This is a genomic window from Anaerotignum neopropionicum (assembly GCF_001571775.1).
GTDB classification, from domain to species: Bacteria; Bacillota; Clostridia; order Lachnospirales; family Anaerotignaceae; genus Chakrabartyella; species Chakrabartyella neopropionicum.
The window spans coordinates 171,013-189,419 of record NZ_LRVM01000002.1 but is presented as its reverse complement, the minus strand read 5'-3'; the positions used below and the strand labels follow the sequence as shown (position 1 = coordinate 189,419).

Genomic DNA, 18,407 nt, shown 5'->3' with positions numbered 1-18,407 from the left:
TGTTTTTAAGAGAACCGTCCCGGCGGGACAGGTCAGGCAGTGACCTGTTCCACCTCCGGGATGGGTTTGAGATTAAAATGAATTTCGATAGAAATGTGTCTTGTTTTATCTTCGTCAATGCGCTCATGCACGACGATTTCTTTGATTAAGCGGTTGAGGGTGGCTGTGTCCAGCTCTGTGATGTTGGCGTATTCCTGAATGGCTTCCACCCATTGTTTTGCGTCATTGGCAAGCTGGACTTCATCGGACAGCCGCTTCCTGCCCTCGGACACTTTTGTTTTAAGCTCCGTCTGCTCGGTCTGTGTCCTTTCCAGCATGGTGTTGAAATTCTGCTCACTGATACGCCCTGCAACCATGTCCTCATAAAGCCGCATGACCATTTTGTCCAGAACCTCAATCCGTTCCTCGTCCCTTGTAATGGAGCGTTCCATTGCTTCCCGCTGTTCCCGCTGCTCGGCTTCACAGGTATTGGTCAGGCGGTCGGCAACCGCTTCCCCGTCCATCAGGGCAGCTCTGGCACATTCCCGGATTTTCCGCAGCACATGGCTGTAAAGGGTGTCATAGTCAATCCGGTGCTGGGTGCAGTGGTTCTTCCCAAAGGCATTGTAGGTCTTGCAGGAGTAAATCCGCTGGGGATGTTTTGCGTTTGTGTAGCGTATCGTCAGCGACTTCCCACACTCGCCGCATTTTATCAGTCCGGCAAACAGGCTGATTTCATTGGTCTGCCCCGGACGCTGGCGGGATTTCAGCTTGTTCTGCACAATATCAAAGCTCATACGGTCAATCAGCGGTTCATGCTGTCCCTCCACCACAATCCAGTCCTCCGGCTTCTTTTCCCCAATCGTGCCGATTTTGAAGCGGTAGTCTTTTTTCTGGGAAGCAATCGCCCCGGTGTAGACGGGATTCATCAAAAGGTCTTTGATAACGGAGAAGTCCCACATATACCGCCCGTTTTCCGGGTCTTTCTTTTCCCATTTGGTGCGGGTATTGCGAAACCCCCGTTCCCGGTTCCACCATGTGGGGCAGGGGATTTTTTCTTCCTCCAGCCGTCTGCGGATATAGTTCGGACCATGACCGTTTAGGGCATATCCGAAAATCAGCCGCACAATCGGGGCGGTTTCCTCGTCAATGAGCAGATGGTTTTTGTCCTCCGGGTCTTTCCGATACCCAAACGGGGCAAGACATCCGGTAAACTGTCCTTTCTGCGCTTTCAGAAGATAAGAGGAATGGACTTTCTTAGAAATATCCTTGCTGTACATCTCGTTCAGGATATTCTTGAACGGGGCGATGTCGTTGTTATCCCGCAGGGTGTCGATACCGTCATTCATGGCGATATAGCGGACACCGTTTCTTGGGAAAAAGTCCTCAATCAAATGCCCGGTTTGCAGATAGTTACGCCCCAGTCGGCTGAGGTCTTTCGTGATGACAAGGTTGATTTGCCTGCGCTCAATGGCTCTCAACATTCTCTGTAAATCAGGACGCTCCATATTAAGACCTGTGAAGCCATCGTCCTGATAGACTGCCACAACCTCCCATCCCTGCTTTTCGCAGTATTTTTCCAGCATATCACGCTGGTTTGCGATACTGGCACTTTCGCCTTGCAGGTCATCGTCCTTTGACAGCCTGCAATAGACCGCTGCACGATACCCTCCGGCAAGTGCCGAACCGATTGTCCTATATTCCATTTCGTTCATCATAGCCATTTACCCACACAATCCAGACGGTATCTGGCTCTTTTGAACCTCATCTTCATTATACTTCAAATCTTTCTTTTTAGCAAGATATTCTTTCGTATTTGCCTTGCCGTATTTCTGGGAAATCAGGCTGACGAACACATCAGTAGCGTCAAGTTCCCCGTCAAATACAGTGGTCACATGAATCTCTGTTTTGTTTTTTGCCATAGGCAGTTATCCTCCATACATGAAAATAGCCAGACACATGGTGTCGGCAACGAAGTCCGGCAACGGGCTTCAAAAGACCTTGCAAACAATCTCAATCTGGCGGTGGTTACTATTTATACTTTTCTTTTATTTTTCTGTTGTTTTGGTTGTCATAGGGGAGAAAAGCCCGCAGTTATGGGATTTTCCCCGGCAACCGGCTCGGCAACGGGACAGCAACAGGGGGTGCAACGGGCTGTCATTTTCAGAATGGAAGCTCCATCTGTTCTGTGACCTCCACAAAACCGTCCATCGTTTTTTCAGACGGGTTGCCGGAGTCCGTTGCCGGGTTTTCACGCTCCCAGCCCTTTTGTCTGCCATATTCTGAAAACATTCTTGGGTTCGGGAAGTACCGCCAGCGGTCAATGCACTGGTTCATAATCTCGTTGATTTCCCGGATTTCCCATTGCTTCGGCTCGTCAAAGGCATGGTTTAAGGCTTCCTTGTAGAGCTGCTTGGAACAGACCATGCTCCCGGTGTACTTATCAAGATACGCCTGTATCATCCCTGCTTTGGTGTCCTCCGGCATAAAATCCCGCTGGTGTTCTTTGAGATACCGCTGCATGGCGGGGCTGAATGCCAGCTTGAACCTGCCGCTTCGGTAAATCTCCATCGCTTCCGCCCACATCTGCTCGATATAGGCTCTGGAAGCGGCTTCGTCCTCCAAAATGTGAACCTCGGCTTGCTCCGGGTACACCATGACCGGGATAAAGCGGCGGTTGCCGGAACGGTCAAGGGGCAGGAAGTCAAGGGCATTGGAAGTGCCGCCAAACACGCACTGACGGGGGCGGTCTGCCGGGTGGGTTTCATAGGGTATCTTGTAAACCTCTTTCTGCCGGCTTAAAAATGACTTGATTTCCTCAATGCTCTTGGCGTTTGCAGTTGCCATCATTTCCGACATTTCGATAATCCAGTGACCTTGCAGCTTGCGGTACACATTGTCATCGTCCAGCTTCCGCAAATCATCGGAGAACCACTCATCCCGGACTGCCAGCAGACGGAAGAAGGTGGACTTGCCAGCCCCCTGACCGCCGACCAGACAGAGCATGATTTCAAACTTGCACCCCGGCTGAAAGGCTCGTGAGATTGCACCCAGCAGGAACAGCTTCAACGCTTCATAAGTGTAATCGTCTGCGTCAGCCCCCAGAAAGTGCCGCAGACAGAAGCGAATTCGTTCTGTACCGTCCCACACAAGGGCACTTAAATAGTCCCGGATGGGATGGTACTTGTTTTCATTCGCCACAATCCCGATGGCGTTATCAATCTTTTTCTCATTGGTAAGCCCATAGGTTTCTTCCAGATAGAGAAGCAGATACTTCATGTCCGTATCGTTCAGGGCGGTGCTTTCTCTGTAGAAGCCGATGGGCTTTATAATGTCCTTGCGGTCAGTCAGGATGTTGTATGCGATAGCCCCGGAAAGCAGCGGGTCACGCTGGAATACGGTCAGGCAGTTCCGTATGCTCTGACGGACACCGCCTTTCTCGGTAGTTTCCAGCCCCGCCTTGATTTCCTCAACACTCTGGGGTGGCTGCATAGCGTTCATGGTGTTTTTTAGTTCTTGCTGCGTCTGTGGCTGCAAGCTCTGCCATTCGCTGTTCAAGCTGTATCACATCCTTTCCATAGTCCGTAATCAAAGCCGCTTTTTCCTCTGTATCCCCGAACAGCAGCACATCCAGCAGATATTCCACTTGGTCTTGCTTCTGTAAGGCTTCCACAAACCGGGGATGAAAGGCTTCCTCCGGGGAGTGCGGGGCGTAGTCCGTTCTCCATGCCATAAGCAAGTGAAGATAATCGGCAAGGATACGGAAGCAGCGGTTCTTTGCTTCCTGAAACTGTTCCTCTGGGGATTTCTGCCGGGGTTTGGGCTTTTTTGCCTTTTCCGGCGGCTTCCAGTCCTCATAGGAAAGCCCAAAGTCCTGTGCCAGTTGTACGGCGGCTTCTTTCTTTCCCATCCCATACAGGGCGGCGGTAAAATCAATCACATCCCCATCCGCACCGCAGCCGAAGCAGTGGTAACGCCTGTCCAGCTTCATGCTTGGGGTCTTATCGTTATGAAACGGGCAGCAAGCCATCCCGTTCCGACCTGCATGGATTCCATAATGCTCTGCAGCCTGTCTTGTTGTGACGGACTGCTTCACAGCTTCAAATACATTCAAATCTATCCCTCCTTGATTCGTGGGAAAGCTTCCCACGCTGTCACGGTGGTCGCTGAATGGATATGCAAGCATATCCGCCCAGCTCGTCACTCGTGCAAATAAGAAAAGCACCTGACATTCTCTGATTGAAAATGGCAAGTGCCTGTTAAAGTTCCATATCCTGTTGTCTGTGTTTCGCCTGTGCCGGGGCAGTTCTTTGAACCTTTTTCTCGTCTGCCTTATCCTGCAAGACTTCTTTGATGGGCTGCTTCTTTGGCGGCTCTTTGCTTTCCTCTGTGCCGGGTGTGGCTTTCCGTACCCAGTAGCGGATGTCCCACAGTTTCTTCAAATCAGCCTGCACCTCGGTCAGCGGTACTTTCAGCTCTGCGATTTCGCTGAGAAGTTTTTCCTGCTCCTGTTGCAGCTCCTTTTGGGTGCTGTCCTTATCGTCTGGGTGCTTGGCAAGGTAGGCGGCGGCTTTCGCATACCGGGCAACCTCCGGGTGTTCCTGTTTGAATTTCTCCTTTGTTTTCTTAAAAAATATCTTCTGGTACTTCTCATAGACAGGCTTACATTCCTTGCAGTCTGTCCGGCTGGCAAGAATCCCGTCAATCACTTTGCTGCGGGTTTCCTTTGGCTTCATCTGATTGCGGTAATCTGCGGCTGATTTCCCGGAAGATTCCAGAAATGCTTCTAAGTCCTCCACAGTGGAAAGCCCCTTTTGCCGGAGATAGGACAGGGCTTCGCTGACTGCCTTTAAGTCCTGTGAAGTCCCCCGGTTCTGTCCAGCCCTCGTCCAGTCCTTCCGTTCTTCCTTTCGTATCTCCATATACTTCATCAGCAGATTTGGAAGAAAGACCGCTTCCTCCGCCGCTTTTTGTGCAAGCAGCTCCTTCCGTTTTTCTCCCAGCTCGGTAATCCAGCCTTTGAGGTTTTGGATAAGCTGCCGGATAGACTTCATCAGGCGGTTGGTGGCTCTGATTTCCCGGTTCAGGTTGCCGATATTTGTTTGGATACCACGCTTTTCCATCTGCCGGATGGCAGCACCCTCATGGACAGTGGGAACTATATCAAGCCCCTGTCTGGCATAGGAACGCAAGTCCACACGCTCCGGGCGGTCATTGGCTTCCAGATAGCGGTTCTGGATGACCTCCCATTCATGCCGCCAGATTTCACAATACTTCTGGTCATTCCAGTCCACCGTATCCTCCTTGTGGCTTTTCCACCTGCCGGACGGAAGTTTTATCCGTTCCCCGTTCTCATCAAGGTCATAAACCTTGCGGCTCTTGGGAAGCCATTTTCCATGTTCGTCCATTGCCCGCATAGTCAGCAGGACATGGGCGTGGGGATTGTGTCTCGACGGATGGGGGTCATGGATGGCAAAGTCAACGATCATGCCTTTGGAAACAAACTGCTGCTCACAAAACTCCCGGACAAGGACAGCGTACTGGTCAGGCGGTATCTCTCTTGGGATGGTAAGCACCCACCGCCTTGCAAGCTGGGAGTTCCATTGCTTCTCCACCGCTTCGGCGGCATTCCATAAGGTATTGCGGTCTGCATACTCCGGCGGGGCATTAGGTGGGAGCAGGATTTCATTGTGGACGATACCACGCTTTTCCGGGTAGTGCTTCACTTGCTGGTCGTATTCACAGAACAGCTTTTCGCCACTCTGGTAAGCAGCGGCGGCAACCGCAGACTGCCGCTGGCTGCGCTGAACAATCGTGATTTCGTTGTGTGGACAGGGCATTTCGTGTCCCTCCTTTCGGTAATTGGTGGATGGGGTGGCGTTTTACCACCTCATTTTGGGCAGAAAAAAAGCAGGAGACCTTTTTTCAGATTTCCTGCTCGTTGTGCCGCTGTGTGGGCGGCGAGTATTTAATTGTAAAAGTTCGGGACAAGTTGACCCGATGTGTGTGGAATAGCAAACGGAAAGTTATTCATCAAAACTATTATAAACTGGTATTCCTAAAATCCTTATCTTCAACCCATCATTGTAACCTGTTTCTGATTCTAAATCTAACTGATGATATTTCGTAATGTCATACAAAATTGCCCTATAATGAACACTACCTCCGTCCTTATATCTTATAGGAACAGGTATCAAAAGTACAAGTAAAACAATAACTGCGATAATAATTTTTGGTCTATTTTTCATTTACTTTATCTCCCGTATAACTTCAAATTTATTGCTGACTTCATTATACTTCACTGCCTATCGAAAAGATAGCATATTTTATGAAACTTGTCGTCTGGGAACAGCTTGCAACGCAAGGTATCCCCAGATGGCAAGTCCACAAAAGGGTAGCTGGCGGCAGCCAGCGCAGGGGAAGCGTAGCGTCCCCTGTTTGATTTGGAGCAGACCATGACTGCGGAAAATCACAGCCCTCCGGCGAGGAGCCTTCGGAGAACGCAATGCACCAACCTTTGGGTGGTGTATAATTGCGCCCTCTTCCAGAGGGGCAGCCTACTGACGGCGGCTCTGGAAGCGATTATGACCGTTCCCGGTCTGGCTGCTTTCTCTTGGGCTGTGGCTTCTGCGTCCTCGTCTGTGCCTTGGCTTCTGCAAGCCTGCGCCGGATGGAATTGTCCCGCTTCTGGATAAACCGCTGCTTCGTATCAGCGATAAAACGGCGGCACTCCGGCTCCGGGATGGCGTCCAGCTTTCGGATGGTACTCTCCACAATCTCCCTTGTCTGCTGGTCACGGATAACTGGCACGATTTCTTTCAGCCCCGCAATGGTGTCCTCCTTTGTACCAGCGGCGTACTGATAGACCATAGCCAGCTCGTCTTTAGAAAAATTCATCTTTATTCTGCGCCCTCCTTTGCTGTACTGTTTTCGGCAAATACTTTTTCCATAAGCTGCCGGGTACTATCTTTATGGAACAGCAGTTTCAAAAACAAACTGACCTGTTCATCCATGATGGCTTCCGGGTGGGGAAGGTAGCTTTCCAGCATACCGCCACGAGTACAGAGCCGGTGCGTTCGTTCCTTTCGGGTAAGCTGCTTTAACTGGTGCTGCAATGCCTTTTCATCATTGATGGCTTTCCGCAGTTTCTTTTCGCTTTTCTCCAGCTCCCGGTTTAACTTTTCCAGCTTTGAGGTATCAGGCAAGGGCAGCGTCCTCCTTTCCCGGTATCAGTACATAAATCCTGTTTGGTTCTCCAACACCCTGACGCACTCGCATGATCAGTCCGGCGGTTTCCAGTTCATTCAGAGAACGCTTGACCGTCATGGGGCTGCGGGACAGAACGGCGGCAATGGCTGTGACAGGGAAGCAGACAAACAGGATTCCGTTCTCGTCCTCCTGTCCTTTGGATAGCATAGCATCTAACATCCGGCAGTACATGACCTTTGCGGTGCTGCTGACTGGAAATCCTGTCAACGCTCTGGGAAATGGCATACAGGGCGGCAAGGGTGTGTCTATCGTCATAAATTCAAAATTCATTCGGTGTGTTCCTCCTTCTTTTTTGCTCGTTTGGATAAATAACGGGGGCAGTCAACCACAACCGCCCGGAAGCTCTGCTTGCACCCATGCTGGCATTTCCGGCATAATTCGTTGTAAGTGACACGCCCCCGTTCATTGAGGTAAAAGGAAAGCTCTTGCTTCCTCTTTTTGCTCATTCTCGGCATATTGCGCTTCCTCCCGTTTTAGTGTATGGTTTCGGGGCGATTTTCGGCAAAATTACGGTCATAGAGCCGCTTAAAATCTCCCGAAGTATCAGCGATAGGGTAGGCTATCCCCCTATCAGATTGTCGTGTTTCAGTATCATTTCGGTGTCAGTTCGCCAGTTCTCCCCGGTGTCGTTCCTCCCCTGAATCTCACAGCGGCGTATCGCTCCCTTTGGTACGCTCGTTTTGGTCGGGGTTCCTCCATATCCCTGCCAAAAGTCATGGCGCTACATCGCCGGGGAAGCATATCCCACACAGGCTGGTCATTCGATTGGAATAATCCATCGATGAACTACCTGTATCATAGAACATTTTTGTGCCCTGTGCCGTATGTCCACAAAGTAGGAATCAGGGGTAAAAATCAGAAATTTCCACGATTGCGGAAAGTGTGATATAATCCAATTAAGCGGCAACAGTGAAACCGCCGGAAAGGAGTGTGCGCCCATGAAAGGAGCAACAAGCATACAGGAACGCCTTTGGGAACTCCGCAAGGACAAAGGCTTAAATCTGGAAGAACTATCAAAGCTGACGGGCATTTCCAAATCAGCTCTTGGAAGTTATGAAAAAGAGGATTATAAAGAAATCAATCATGGCAACCTTATCACGCTGGCAGACTTCTATGAGGTTTCCGTCGATTATCTACTGTGCCGGACAGAGAACAGGGAGCAGATCAACACGCCATTGACGGAGCTGCATTTGAATGATGAGATGGTTGCACTTCTAAAAAGCGGTCGGATTAACAACCGTCTGCTCTGTGAGCTTGCCACACATAAAGATTTTATCAAGTTTCTTGCAGACATTGAGATTTATGTGGACGGGATTGCTACCATGCAGATTCAAAACCTCAATGCCCTTGTCGATACCGTCCGGCATGAAATCATTGAACGGTATCGCCCCGGCGAAGATGACCCGCATTTGAAGGTGCTGCAAGCTGCCCATATCAGCGATGATGAATATTTCAGTCACATGGTTCTGGATGACCTCAACCTCATTATCCGGGATATTCGGGAAGCCCACAAAAAGGACAGTGAGAGTGCGCCCCAGACCACTGTTGCCGATGAACTGAAAGAAAATCTGGAAGCGGTCGAAAATTTCAAGGGCAGCCGTTTGGAAAAACTGGCACTTCTTTACTGCAAGCAGCTTGGTATCAACTACAAAAATTTATCAGAAGAAGAATTTCGCTGGCTGATTCGGATTCTCCAAAAATCAAAGAAAATGGGAACGCCTATCAGCCAGAGGAAAAAACGGTAAAGAAAAACCGCTGTTGCATGGTTGTTTTTACTTCCATGTAGCAGCGGTTTGTGCTGTGGTTATTCAGTTGAAAGTTTAGTTCGGTAAACTGTAAGTTATATAATAACTTGAAGAATATCATAAAATTTTTCTTTTGCGTATTTCTCCATGAATGGATTGTGACCGCATTTTTCTAAAATATAAGTTTTGTATGGAATACCGTTTTCTTCTAATGGTTTAATTACTCCTTCTATCGGGTGAGGGTCACAAACTCCCTGTATTAAAAATAGTTTGCTCTGAATATTCTTAAATGCTGTCAATAATTCTCCATTCGTTCTCAACTTAGCAGCCTCGTTCCAAATGCTGTTATACATTTCATTATCTGCTTTGTCTACTATGAGTTTTTCGCTGCTTTCAAGGTAATAATTATCCGATTTTTCTAAAATACTGGGTATCTTTTTTATATCTTCATCAGTAGCCACATTATCTATCATTCTCTGAAAGATTTTACTTTCTTCGCCCGAAAGATTTCGCAATCTTCGCAAAGATATTTCTTTGACATATTTATCTGCAAGTGGCGGGCAACCAACTAAGATAATATTTTTACATAGCTTTGGGTATTTTTCTGCAAATAAAACAGCTAACCATGCTCCCCATGAGTGACCGATTAAAGTCGGTTTTTCTTGACAATATTCTATAATCTGCAAATATAATTCTTCAATCAATTCAGCTATAGAATATTGGGATTGCAATGCTTCAACAATTCCCTTTTCCGTCAATCGGCTCAATTCTTCTGAACAGGTTTTTAAAGAACCTACTGCCCCGGGACCTCCATGAATTAAGACGGTCTTATATGGTGCTTTTCCATGTAATTCAACCATTTTTATTTTACCTCAATTCTGATTTATTAAACTTCTCTTATCGGGAAATACAGATAGCCCTTTCCTGTTACTGGGTCGGTATAGTCGTGAACTGCTCCCACAAGAGAAATACCATCCTCATTCATTTGTCCAATGGTTTCTTCAAACATTCCTTTATGGTTTTCAACAACTATATACTCATAACTTGGTATTGTCCATTTTATCCATCCATCAGGTGCTTCTGCATTATCAACACATTCCACTCCTGCCAGATACAAGCCTTTACTAAAGCCATCTTCCCACGGTTTAAATGAGCGAGAAATATCAGACATGGCACCCCATATTCCTACAATGCCACCGTTTGCGTCTTTCTTTGCCAGATGTGCTACCTCACTAAAATGACTATTGGCATCATCCCATAATTTCTGAATAAATCCTTCGCCATCTAATGTTGACCCCTCTTTTCCAATGACAACAAATTTTTCTTTTATCACTTTAACCATTCCATACCACCTCAAATAAACTATTCCTAATATTAAAACCAACTTGCTCTTTCTTCCCTAAATTCGGGTTGGTCGCTATACTCATAAGGATTATAATTATTCAAATTACAACCAAACTCTTTCAATGACTTTATTTTATCATCCTTTGTCCATTCAACCAGAGAAATCCCATCAAATTCCTCTATATCCCCATTGTTCATTTCATTTTTGAAATACCATTCTACAATCGTCGTATTTTCCTTGTGGAAGAATTGTTTAATTTCCCAAACAACGACTTTGCCACGGGTATTCCATTCCTGAAACCAGTGTTTTACGATTTGACGATTATTATATTGAGGACTCCAACTTTCAGTATAAATTACATCTTCCGTAAAAATATTATCAATGCCTAAATCCTGTTTTGTAAGCCACATTTCAAACCACAATTGAATAATTTTTTCTCTTTCATTCATGATTCAACACCTCACTAACTTCCGATTGAATAAAAAAACACTCTATCCATACCGTTATGAATAAATCATCTCATGCAAAACAATTTCTTCTGCCCGGTTGTGAATGTTATTGCAACGCTGCACCCATTCCATTTGTTGGGTACGCTTCAATTTCTCGGTTATGCCTTCGGCTGTTTTCATCTGCTCCATGATGGTGTCTAACCGTTCCTGTGCCTGTTCATTCAGGTCTGCAAGATATGTCCACAATTCTCCGGTCAGTATCAATGTATTCAATCTGGCTGGGTGGACTTCTCTTAAATATTCCCGGTGCATCCGTCCATACTTTCCGATAGGGCGGTGTTCCTCCGGCAGTTTCAAGTCTGGGATGTAGTAATCTCCGACAAGGATATAATCAATTCCGTTTTCCGTTATTCTTGGTTTCAATTCGCTCATGTTCCTTACCTCCTGTGGAAGCAGGCTCGTCTGGTACTAACTCAATCACATCAGTAATCTCACAATTCAGAGTTTCACAGATACGGGCTAATGTATCCATGCTGATGTGCTTTCCCTCTTTGCTCATGTTGGCAATCATATTTGTTGTCATACCAGCGGCAAGCCTTAAATCCTCTTTTCTCATATCACGCTCTAACAGTGTGTGCCAGAGTGGTTTATAGCTGATGTGCATATTGTTTTCCTGCCTTTCTATCCATACCACCGGGGCGGCTGCCCCGGCAGGAACTTTTCTCTTATTATAACACCAATCTTGTGAAATCACAATTTATTCTTGTAGCCTACCGCTGATACCGTCTGGATTGGTTTTCCTTTCTTTTTGTTCCCTTTAATTAGCCATGAACTGCTTAATACCTTGCGATTTCGCCCCCGATAGCGATAGGTAATCCTTTGAAGTTATCTTTGGATTTTCCCCCGCTTCACACCGTGCATGCGACTTTCACCGCACACGGCGTTCCATCACAAGAAAGATTTTCACGTTTTAACTAAGACTTACACACTTCGTAACAAGTTAATATTACTGATTAAATCGTTGGCAATTCTGCCTGTGTTCGGAGTTTATTACATTTCTCAAGTTGCTTGCCTATTAGACCAAGCTCTTTTATATATTTTTGGATTGTATCGTCTTTGGTGGCATGAATAAGTCTATGTACGCTTTCTGTAACAAGGACTAGATTTTTATAGCTGTCAGTACCACCTTTTTCAAGGGGGATTTTATGGTGACAGTAAATGTCATGGGGTAGAAGTGCTACCCCTGTAACAGCACATTTTCCATATTGGGCGGCGAATAGGGATATACGGTTGTCTGCAAATTCAATGCTTTTATCAAGCACTGGATGTCGCATGAGCCATAACATTGTATCCACGTCTATGCGTAAATTTTGGTGAATACATTCCCGACCCTCTAAGGTGTATTTATTGATTATTTTCCGCCTATGCTGTGCGTCCTTTGTTTGAACATATCCCACTGGTATCAGGGGATGTCCATTTAAAAAGCGTAGTTGCTTACTTTTTCCATACCGTTCTTTGATAAATCCTTTTGCTAATGTTCCACTGGTTTTTATTTCTAGCCTGTTGTGCATCTGCTTTTTCGTATGAAAAGCAATCTTTGCAAAATCCAAACTCACATTTGTAGCTACACGATAATAGTTGTGCAGTCCTGCAACGGTGGCATTATACTGGATTATCTCCTTGTATTGCTCCCGTTCATTTGACGGTCTTTTCATTGCCTTAATGCACTTAGAGATATTTTCCTTGGCATTTTTGACCGCTTTATCACTCATATGAGAATTGACAACAAACTTTTTAACCTTTGGTCTGACCTTCAATTTAAACCCTAAAAACTCAGAATACCGTTGTTTTAGATTTGTAATTGTTGACTTTTCTTCACTTACTGTTAATTTCAGCCTATCTTGTAACCAGAGGCTAACGGAAGTGTATGCACGTTTTGCTTCTTGGTGACTACGACAAAATATCTTAAAATCATCAGCATATCTTACGATATACATTTCCTTTAAATTACTCTGCCGTAAGGCTCTGTAAGTGTGACTTTTGATTTCTGTACCTTGCTGATTACACCTATGCTTATATGGGTAATGGGTCGGCATAGTTTCCCACTGGGAAGATACCCACCAATCCAATTCATTTAGCACGACATTGGAGAGTAGTGGGGATAAAATACCACCTTGGGGTGTACCTTTTGTGGGAGTGACTGTTTCGCCATTTGGCATAACAATCTGTGCCTTTAACATTTCCTTGATGATACATAGTAGCCGTTTGTCCCGAATGCCCATTTGCCATAACTGCCTCATGAGCTTTGTGTGACATACATTATCAAAGAAGCCCTGTATATCAATATCCACAACATAATGCAAATGCTGTATCTGCATATATCGGCAACATTGGGCGATAGCGTGCTCGGTACTTCTATTGGGTCTAAAGCCATGTGAGTTTTCATGAAATTTCGCCTCACATATAGGCTCTAAGATTTGCAAAATACATTGCTGTACAATGCGGTCAACAATGGTAGGTATTCCAAGGGGTCTGGTCTTACCGTTTGATTTTGGAATTTCCACCCTTTTCACAGGGCGAGATTTATACCAATGAAACTGTTTTTGTATGAGAGAAATGAATTGCTCCTCGTTAAGCTTTGATAGATGTTTGATAGTTCTTCCATCCACCCCAGCCGTGTGACTGCCTTTGTTTCCTTTGATATTGCGATAAGCAAGTTTAATGTTTTCCCTAGAAGTAATTAGCTCCATTAAATTGGAAAACACTTTGTTTCCACCGCTGTCGCTGTACAAAGTATCATAAAGATTTTGCAGTCCATAGTATTCCGTATAACGGATTTTGCTTTGTTTTAGCGTGTGTTGTTCCGAAGTGGACACAGTCATCGCCTCCTTTCGGAATTGATTTTCTTTGTCTTACTCGAAGCTGTGTTTGTCTTAATTTCAGTTCTTATTCTTTCTTGTGACTAGAGGCTATCCCTCCACGAGCTTATTATTCTCGCTTCATAGGTACTGTGCCTCCACTTTCACCGAGATAAAGAATGGTTATATCCAAGGAACATTCCACGGATTTTCCCATCCAACACGTCAATGGCTTTAGGCCGCCTCTTTGTTCTCGGTTTACCACGTTCCAACAATTCTATCTGCGTAAATATATTTACGCTGAATACTTTTAGGTGCTTCCTCTAAGCCTGTGTTCAGTTTTTACACCTTACCGCCTGTAACGGTATATGGACTTTCATAACAACCAATCTTACTTATCCACGAACACCCCATCATTGATGGGAATTGCCGTTAGGCAAATTCAAACGTTTAGACCCGTACATTCGGAAGTAGTCAGTGCTTTGGTATGCACATTCTCACCATGAGTATTCGACACCCGACATATAGGTGACACCATTCACCGCTGAACAGCTTTCGTGTAAAGAAAAATCCTTTACTTACGGTCACTCTCTGCCGACTTCACCGAGCTTTTGACGGTTAGGTAGTCTATTACCACCGCCAATCGGAGTATCAGTGTAGGCGTTTTAGGTCGTTACTCCCTCATTCCACCTATCGAATTGTTAGTTCTCCTAAGATTTCAGGCTATTATGCCTTTCGACTTAGTGCCTAACCTTTTCAGTTAGGAACGTGTCGCACGATTGTCATTACCATAGCCTTCCAAAAGGTTGATGACACCCCAAATACCAAGCCCCGCGCCAAGTGCTACAACAAGAGTTTGTAATACTTTTATTGCTTCATTAAAAAAATCCATAATATAAAATCTCCTTTAAATGTTTTTTGTAGTAGAAAAGACACCACCATTACCGGTAGTGCCTTATTCTTCGATTTCGCCCATTTCATAAACCTCATATACATCGTTGGGCTTTGTTTTCAGTTTTGTGGACAGATACTTTTCTATACTAAAGGTGTTTCTTTTATCATAATCGGCTAAATATTGATAGTTTTTGTGCTTTGTTATATCATATTTATCCGAGAGGAATGGGCGAACACCTCGAAGCTGTAAAATACACTTACTGCCGTCCATAACAGCAAGCTCGTCTATGCTCATAAGCTCCTTTCCCAACTTCTGATAATTTTGCCCATAACTTCTCTGACTTCCTCTTGTGTCGGAAGTATTATAAGTATCAATCGTTTCCTTGCCCATTGTTTCAGTTAGTTCTTTTAATGTAGTTTTTTCTTTGCCACCGAGAAAAATCATACTGTCGCAATTGCCGATAATAGTATCGGCATTATCCTTATAGAGTGCCTTTAACTGGCTCTGCGCCTGCAATACAAGACAAGCAGATATTTCTCTGGAACGAATGGTTGCCATTAGCTTTTCCAGCTTTGGTATCTGCCCAATATTAGCAGCTTCATCAATTAGACAACGAACGTGGATAGGAAGTCTGCCACCATACACATCATCAGCTTTTTCACAAAGTAGATTAAATAACTGTGTGTATGCCATTGATACCAAGAAATTAAAGGTATCATCAGTATCGGAAATAATGAAAAACAATGCTGTCTTTCTATCACCCAGGGTATCAAGCTCCAGTTCGTCATATTCTGTTAAATCCCGAAGTTCCTTAATGTCAAAGGGGGCAAGCCTTGCCCCACAAGAAATCAAAATACTTTTGGCGGTCTTGCCAGAGACAAATTGTCAAGGACTTTTTAATCAAATTCACAAAAAAGCCACAAAAAAGTGCCAGAAGCAGATTTTAGCTCCTGACACTTTTGCGGATGGGTTATTTGCTCCTGCTTAACAGTTCGTCGCAAAGGTACGCATATTCCGGCAGTTGGCCGATATAGGGTTTCCAGCGCCGCTTAATCTCGGCCAGTTCCAGCGGATCGGCGTCCTCGAAGTCATGGTCGTTTCCGGTCATTCCAAAAACATCCAGTGCTATATCATTCAAGCACTCATAACAAAGGCCAGCAGCGGACTCTATCCAGTTGCCGGTATCAATATAGACTGGGTCGATAGATATTGCCAGCCACACATAGCCGACCTTGTCCGACCAAACCAAATCATAAGCAGTCATTTGTTGGATGTGTTTCTCGAACACTTTACGGACGCGCTCAATCTCATTTTTCTCTTTTTTTGTGTACAGCATTTTCATGTCCTCCTTGGCTAAAAGTTTTGGCGTGTACCATCATCAGTTTAACACAAGGCGGCTGGCTTTATCAGCCGGTCACATCTGCTGAATTTCATTTTTGAGCATACGCTTGATTTTATCGCTCATGGTTTCTGTGCTGGTATTGCTGAAATGGACATGAACCTTGTAGGTTGTCTTGCCGATTTTCTTTACCATCGCTGGCGTGTTTTCCGGCGCTCTGGACGCAGTAGCGGCGTCTGCCACCTGCATAGTACGGGGTTCTCTGTTCATGGCGCTCCTTTCTCCGAACGGGTCTGTGCCGCCCGGTAAAAAATCAGTCTTGCTTACTGCTTACAATGTCTTTTGCTGTCTGTCGGGTAGCACCGGCATTTTCTTCCCGGAAATTCTTCCCGTCAAAAAGAATCGGCGCACACCGTTCCAAAATACGGTCATAGATACGAGCGTGAGCCAGGTCAGGCGGGTTTTTCAGCTCGGACAGTTTCAAGTTTGTTGTGATAATCATGGGCCTGCGGCTGCGGTAGCGGCTGTCGATGACGAAAAACATCTGCTCCATAGCATATTCGGTACTGCGCTCCACACCCAAATCGTCAATGATAAGCAGGTCATATTCGTCAAAGCTGGCAATAAACTCCGACCTGTCCTCAGAGAACATCCCGGTCAGGCGGTTCAGAATGGTGGGGAAGTTTGTCATCAGCACCGGCACATCCTGGTCAAGCAAAGCGTTGGCAATACATCCGGCGAAGAAAGACTTGCCGGTTCCCACATCTCCAAACAGCAAAAGCCCGATATTGCTCTTATATGCCTCCTTCCAGTTCTCCACATAGGCATGAGCCTTGTCCATCAATGGGTTTTGCCCGTTATCATTGAAAAATGTGTAGTCATACAGATAACGGTCTTGCAAGCCCTGTGCCTTTCGGCGTTTGATACGCTCCATGCGGCGCTGCCGTTCTTCAGCAGCCTTGCGCTGCTCCTCAGCCTCCCGCTGGCACTGGCAGATGCAGCGCGGCATAAAGTAGCCGGATTTCCCAAAGCATGGCACAACGGTCTGCCTCTGGCCGCCGCATTTCTTACAGTGAATGAGCCCGTCTGCCGGGTCTATGTACTCGTCCCCGGCCAGTTCCACACCGACGGCTGCCTTGTCGATCAGCGCCCGGATTTCTGCGGTAATCTCAATCATACGGTTTCATCCTCCTTTACGCTGTAATCCCGGTTGCGGGTGGGCGGGGCTGCTTTCTTCGCGTCCTCATCGGCCCAGCGCCGGATGGTGGCGGCATGGCTCTGATACCGCTTGCCGGTAGAAGCCATGTACTCGGACAGCTTTTCGATGTACTGGCCCCATACAGTGGGAAAGCTGGCCTGTAAGTCTGCCAGTTCCCCGTCCGTCAGGAAAACATTCTGGTAACGGCCATAGGCGCGGGCGGAGCGTCCCTTCTCTATCTCTCTCTTTATCTCTATCTCTTTCTCTAACTCTATCTCTATCTCTGGTGGACGAATGTCGGACAAATGTCCGCCGTTTGTCCGGGGCGCGGAAAGAGCCTTGTTTTGGAGCCTCGCCGCCCGCTTTCGCTCGGCCTCGGTAGAGGACTGGCCGATTAAAAGTTCGATGTTGCTCATGTAGAATGTGCCGCTGTCCAGCACCTCCACAAGGCCCAACTTCAGGAAGATTTGCAAGGCTCTCTCCACAGTGCCGATCTGCTGGCGGGTGATGGTGGCGATCATCTGCGCCGTGTAAGGAATGTCCTCGTCAAGCTGAAGCCGTCCACCATGTTTCAGCGATTTCAGATACAGCTTGAGCAGAATGTTGGAATACAGCACACCATCCTGCATACTTTCCAGCAGCACGATGGAATCATCGTCAAAATAGTTTTCTTTGAGTTTCAGATAATAATATTTTCGATTGTCTGACATAGGGTTCCTCCTTGGGGTTCTCTTGGGATTCTGTACGCATTTTAAGGCCGTTTTAGGGGGCGGAGGATAAATCTATCAGCCTGCCTTTGACACCCTCGAAAAAAGCCTTGATTTACAAGGGTTTTTCAGCCCCTAAAGCGTGACATTTCTCCCGTTGTTTTCGCTTGCGCTTTGCGGCGTTGACCCGCTTCATGCGTGCGGCACATTCCGGGCAGTATTTGGCCCGGTTGGAACCGGGGGTAAACAGCGCCCCGCATACGGCGCATTTCTTCGCATTCATCCGGTGGAACAGCGCCGTTTCCAGTTCCTTATCCTGCGGCAATACCGCCGTCCGAAACCACCTGCACAACAGGGAATAGGAAATGGACTGGACACAGACACATTTCTCCCCATCGTCCAGGGCGATACAGTTTCCGTCGATGTAGTTACAGCACTCATGCACCAGCCTCCGCACTCTGCGGTACTGGCGGTAATCCATGACGGGGATAGGTTCAGACTTGTTGTTCTTCATAAATGATTTCTTTCATAAAGCAGGTATCCTCCTTGAATGAATTTATTGTTAAATATTCGTGCAAAGCATTGTTTTATTCGTGCAAATGGCATATACTATAATTGCCAGC

At 46.4% G+C, this 18,407-nt stretch carries 23 protein-coding genes and 2 pseudogenes; 2 read left to right on the top strand and 23 right to left on the bottom strand.

Translation table 11 applies throughout. The annotated features are described in order from the left end of the window. Window positions 1-32: 32 nt before the first annotated feature. The 5 genes from CLNEO_RS04605 to mobQ form a co-directional block, all read right to left on the bottom strand. Complete coding sequence (locus CLNEO_RS04605; protein ID WP_066085109.1) at window positions 33-1,703, bottom strand: recombinase family protein; 1,671 nt, start codon at window positions 1,701-1,703, stop codon at window positions 33-35. Beyond that, window positions 1,704-1,901, bottom strand: coding sequence for a hypothetical protein (locus CLNEO_RS04600; RefSeq protein WP_066085106.1), 198 nt, complete (start codon window positions 1,899-1,901; stop codon window positions 1,704-1,706). Between the two features lie 241 nt (window positions 1,902-2,142). Continuing rightward, window positions 2,143-3,480 carry a virulence-associated E family protein gene (locus CLNEO_RS04595; protein WP_066085101.1) on the bottom strand — a complete coding sequence of 446 codons (1,338 nt, stop codon included), beginning with the start codon at window positions 3,478-3,480 and terminating at the stop codon, window positions 2,143-2,145. After that, a complete protein-coding gene (locus tag CLNEO_RS04590) occupies window positions 3,449-4,093 on the bottom strand; it encodes a CHC2 zinc finger domain-containing protein (protein ID WP_066085098.1) in 645 nt (214 codons plus the stop codon). The genes CLNEO_RS04595 and CLNEO_RS04590 overlap by 32 nt, the downstream gene beginning before the upstream one ends. A gap of 145 nt (window positions 4,094-4,238) precedes the next feature. Further along, window positions 4,239-5,819 (bottom strand): MobQ family relaxase, encoded by a 1,581-nt coding sequence (mobQ, locus tag CLNEO_RS04585; protein WP_066085095.1) that lies wholly within the window; start codon window positions 5,817-5,819, stop codon window positions 4,239-4,241. Between mobQ and CLNEO_RS16045 the strand changes: the two genes are divergently transcribed. Beyond that, window positions 5,706-5,951 (top strand): hypothetical protein, encoded by a 246-nt coding sequence (locus CLNEO_RS16045; RefSeq protein WP_162266453.1) that lies wholly within the window; start codon window positions 5,706-5,708, stop codon window positions 5,949-5,951. The genes mobQ and CLNEO_RS16045 overlap by 114 nt on opposite strands. Before the next feature lie 54 nt (window positions 5,952-6,005). On the opposite strand, the gene CLNEO_RS04580 is transcribed toward CLNEO_RS16045, so the two are convergent. The 5 genes and pseudogenes from CLNEO_RS04580 to CLNEO_RS15290 all read right to left on the bottom strand — a co-directional run bounded on the left by CLNEO_RS04580 (window position 6,006) and on the right by CLNEO_RS15290 (window position 7,703). Continuing rightward, window positions 6,006-6,227 carry a hypothetical protein gene (locus tag CLNEO_RS04580; protein WP_066085092.1) on the bottom strand — a complete coding sequence of 74 codons (222 nt, stop codon included), beginning with the start codon at window positions 6,225-6,227 and terminating at the stop codon, window positions 6,006-6,008. 391 nt (window positions 6,228-6,618) lie between these two features. Further along, window positions 6,619-6,876: pseudogene (locus tag CLNEO_RS04575) on the bottom strand (transposon-transfer assisting family protein); the annotation flags it as partial. Between the two features lie 2 nt (window positions 6,877-6,878). Further along, the gene (locus CLNEO_RS04570) at window positions 6,879-7,184 is read right to left on the bottom strand and encodes a DUF3847 domain-containing protein (protein WP_066085086.1); all 306 of its coding nucleotides are present in this window, start codon (window positions 7,182-7,184) and stop codon (window positions 6,879-6,881) included. Continuing rightward, window positions 7,177-7,518, bottom strand: coding sequence for a DeoR family transcriptional regulator (locus tag CLNEO_RS04565; protein ID WP_003020305.1), 342 nt, complete (start codon window positions 7,516-7,518; stop codon window positions 7,177-7,179). The genes CLNEO_RS04570 and CLNEO_RS04565 overlap by 8 nt, the downstream gene beginning before the upstream one ends. After that, complete coding sequence (locus tag CLNEO_RS15290; protein WP_083531843.1) at window positions 7,515-7,703, bottom strand: hypothetical protein; 189 nt, start codon at window positions 7,701-7,703, stop codon at window positions 7,515-7,517. The genes CLNEO_RS04565 and CLNEO_RS15290 overlap by 4 nt, the downstream gene beginning before the upstream one ends. 483 nt (window positions 7,704-8,186) lie before the next feature. On the opposite strand from CLNEO_RS15290, the gene CLNEO_RS04560 reads away from it, so the two are divergent. Continuing rightward, window positions 8,187-8,993, top strand: a complete 807-nt coding sequence (locus CLNEO_RS04560) for a helix-turn-helix domain-containing protein (protein ID WP_066085083.1) — start codon at window positions 8,187-8,189, stop codon at window positions 8,991-8,993. Between the two features lie 95 nt (window positions 8,994-9,088). Here the strand turns inward: CLNEO_RS04560 and CLNEO_RS04555 are convergent, their stop codons facing one another. The 13 genes and pseudogenes from CLNEO_RS04555 to CLNEO_RS04500 all read right to left on the bottom strand — a co-directional run bounded on the left by CLNEO_RS04555 (window position 9,089) and on the right by CLNEO_RS04500 (window position 18,298). Then, window positions 9,089-9,853, bottom strand: coding sequence for an alpha/beta hydrolase (locus CLNEO_RS04555; RefSeq protein WP_066085079.1), 765 nt, complete (start codon window positions 9,851-9,853; stop codon window positions 9,089-9,091). Window positions 9,854-9,879: 26 nt separating this feature from the next. Then, window positions 9,880-10,335, bottom strand: a complete 456-nt coding sequence (locus CLNEO_RS04550; RefSeq protein ID WP_015524254.1) for a GyrI-like domain-containing protein — start codon at window positions 10,333-10,335, stop codon at window positions 9,880-9,882. A 32-nt stretch (window positions 10,336-10,367) separates the two neighbouring features. After that, entirely contained in the window at window positions 10,368-10,787 is a 420-nt protein-coding gene (locus tag CLNEO_RS04545) for a nuclear transport factor 2 family protein (protein ID WP_066085077.1), read from the bottom strand. 54 nt (window positions 10,788-10,841) lie between these two features. Then, a complete protein-coding gene (locus CLNEO_RS04540; protein WP_066085073.1) occupies window positions 10,842-11,219 on the bottom strand; it encodes a TnpV protein in 378 nt (125 codons plus the stop codon). Further along, window positions 11,179-11,451 (bottom strand): helix-turn-helix domain-containing protein, encoded by a 273-nt coding sequence (locus CLNEO_RS04535; RefSeq protein WP_002593556.1) that lies wholly within the window; start codon window positions 11,449-11,451, stop codon window positions 11,179-11,181. Before CLNEO_RS04535 ends, CLNEO_RS04540 begins: the two co-directional genes overlap by 41 nt. Before the next feature lie 349 nt (window positions 11,452-11,800). Then, window positions 11,801-13,669 carry a group II intron reverse transcriptase/maturase gene (gene ltrA, locus CLNEO_RS04530; protein WP_456297612.1) on the bottom strand — a complete coding sequence of 623 codons (1,869 nt, stop codon included), beginning with the start codon at window positions 13,667-13,669 and terminating at the stop codon, window positions 11,801-11,803. A 736-nt stretch (window positions 13,670-14,405) separates the two neighbouring features. Further along, window positions 14,406-14,537, bottom strand: coding sequence for a Maff2 family mobile element protein (locus tag CLNEO_RS15280; protein WP_083531842.1), 132 nt, complete (start codon window positions 14,535-14,537; stop codon window positions 14,406-14,408). A gap of 63 nt (window positions 14,538-14,600) precedes the next feature. Next, window positions 14,601-15,425, bottom strand: a pseudogene (locus CLNEO_RS04525) (VirD4-like conjugal transfer protein, CD1115 family); the annotation flags it as partial. Window positions 15,426-15,510: 85 nt separating this feature from the next. Then, window positions 15,511-15,876 (bottom strand): hypothetical protein, encoded by a 366-nt coding sequence (locus CLNEO_RS04520; RefSeq protein WP_066085068.1) that lies wholly within the window; start codon window positions 15,874-15,876, stop codon window positions 15,511-15,513. Between the two features lie 78 nt (window positions 15,877-15,954). Then, window positions 15,955-16,128, bottom strand: a complete 174-nt coding sequence (locus CLNEO_RS04515; protein WP_005924807.1) for a transposon-encoded TnpW family protein — start codon at window positions 16,126-16,128, stop codon at window positions 15,955-15,957. A gap of 64 nt (window positions 16,129-16,192) precedes the next feature. Then, entirely contained in the window at window positions 16,193-17,056 is an 864-nt protein-coding gene (locus CLNEO_RS04510) for an ATP-binding protein (protein ID WP_066085065.1), read from the bottom strand. After that, window positions 17,053-17,787, bottom strand: a complete 735-nt coding sequence (locus CLNEO_RS04505) for a phage replisome organizer N-terminal domain-containing protein (RefSeq protein ID WP_054325791.1) — start codon at window positions 17,785-17,787, stop codon at window positions 17,053-17,055. Before CLNEO_RS04505 ends, CLNEO_RS04510 begins: the two co-directional genes overlap by 4 nt. 112 nt (window positions 17,788-17,899) lie before the next feature. Then, complete coding sequence (locus CLNEO_RS04500; protein WP_066085061.1) at window positions 17,900-18,298, bottom strand: cysteine-rich VLP domain-containing protein; 399 nt, start codon at window positions 18,296-18,298, stop codon at window positions 17,900-17,902. Window positions 18,299-18,407: the final 109 nt, after the last annotated feature.